Raw genomic sequence first — 1,441 nt, 5'->3', positions numbered from 1 at the left:
GTCGGAACGGTCCCCGAGGCGCCGGGCACCTTCGCCGCCGGCACCGTCGGCGGGGACCCGTACTACACGGGCAACGTCCGCTGCTCCATCGGCTTCTCGGTGCACGGCGGCTTCGTCACCGCGGGCCACTGCGGCGGCGCGGGCGCCGGCGTCAGCGGCTGGGACCGCTCGTACATCGGCAACTTCCAGGGCTCGTCGTTCCCCGACAACGACTACGCCTGGGTCAACGTCGGCAGCGGCTGGTGGACCGTCCCCGTGGTGCTCGGCTGGGGCACCGTGCCCGACCAACTCGTCCGCGGCTCCGCGGAGGCCCCGGTGGGCGCCTCCATCTGCCGCTCCGGCTCCACCACGCGCTGGCACTGCGGCAGGCTGCTGGCCAAGAACGAGACCGTCAACTACAGCGGCGGCGCCGTCGTGCACCAGCTCACGAAGACGAGCGTGTGCGCAGAACCCGGCGACTCGGGCGGCTCGTTCATCAGCGGCGACCAGGCGCAGGGTGTCACCTCCGGCGGCTGGGGCAACTGCAGCGGCGGCGGCGAGACCTGGTACCAGCCGGTCAACGAGATCCTCGGCCGCTACGGGCTGACGCTGCACACCGCCTAGCGCGACCCCACCCCGTGGCACCGGCCCCTCGCCGGTGACCGCATGCCCGTGCCACCCGCCCACCGGCGGGTGGCACGGGCCGTACCGGCACGCGATGATCATGGACTTGCGATGCAGGTCGGCGCGTGGAAGTATCTAGCCGCAGAAACCGCGCGCGGTTAGCTCAGCGGGAGAGCGCTTCCCTGACACGGAAGAGGTCACTGGTTCAATCCCAGTACCGCGCACAGCAGAAGACCGGAGGGCCGGAGCAATTCGCTCCGGCCCTCCGGCGTGTGGCCGTCCGGCCGTGCGGCCCCCGGGCGGGGGCCGCACGGCCTCGGCCGACTCGTGTCAGGACGAGAACAGCATGCGGGAGAAGCCGCCCTTGCGGTGCCCGTAGTGGCCGTGGCCGCCGTGGCCGCCGTGGTGGCCGCCGCCCCAGCCCGGCGCCTGCTGCGGGTACCCCTGGGCGGCCGGCGGCGGCGGGGGCGGCGGGGCCTGCTGTGCCCACTGGGACTCAAGTCGCGACAGGGTCTCCAGCTCGCCGTAGTCGAGGAAGATCCCCCGGCATCCGCTGCACTGCTCGATCTGCACGCCGTTGCGGTTGTACGTCTGCATCGGCGCACGGCACTTGGGACACTGCATGGTCGCCCTCAACTCCTCGGTTCTCCCGCCGCCACGGATGACGGACGGCGGCCATGGCTGCACAGCCTACGACGCGCCGCCCGGCCCCGTCCCGCCGTCCGGCCCGGCTCCCGTACCAGCGCCCATCGCGGCGATGCGGGCGCAGGCGGCGAGCAGGTCGTGGTCGGTGTCGTCCAGGGGCCGTACGCCCGCCGCGGCGTCCACGAGGGCCCGC

At 73.4% G+C, this 1,441-nt stretch carries 2 protein-coding genes and 1 tRNA gene; 2 read left to right on the top strand and 1 reads right to left on the bottom strand.

From position 1 onward, the window contains the following. A partial coding sequence (locus tag H5J30_RS33125; protein ID WP_181791414.1) for a S1 family peptidase occupies window positions 1-603 on the top strand: 603 nt, incomplete at its 5' end. 152 nt (window positions 604-755) lie between these two features. After that, window positions 756-827: transfer RNA gene (locus H5J30_RS33120), tRNA-Val, on the top strand. Between the two features lie 106 nt (window positions 828-933). On the opposite strand, the gene H5J30_RS33115 is transcribed toward H5J30_RS33120, so the two are convergent. Continuing rightward, a complete protein-coding gene (locus H5J30_RS33115) occupies window positions 934-1,227 on the bottom strand; it encodes a TFIIB-type zinc ribbon-containing protein (protein ID WP_181791412.1) in 294 nt (97 codons plus the stop codon). Window positions 1,228-1,441 lie beyond the last annotated feature (214 nt).

The sequence above is a fragment of the Streptomyces phytophilus genome, from assembly GCF_013870535.1.
GTDB classification, from domain to species: domain Bacteria; phylum Actinomycetota; class Actinomycetes; order Streptomycetales; family Streptomycetaceae; genus Streptomyces; species Streptomyces phytophilus.
Note: the sequence above shows the minus strand (reverse complement) of the source record. Positions and strands in the feature narration are given on the sequence as shown.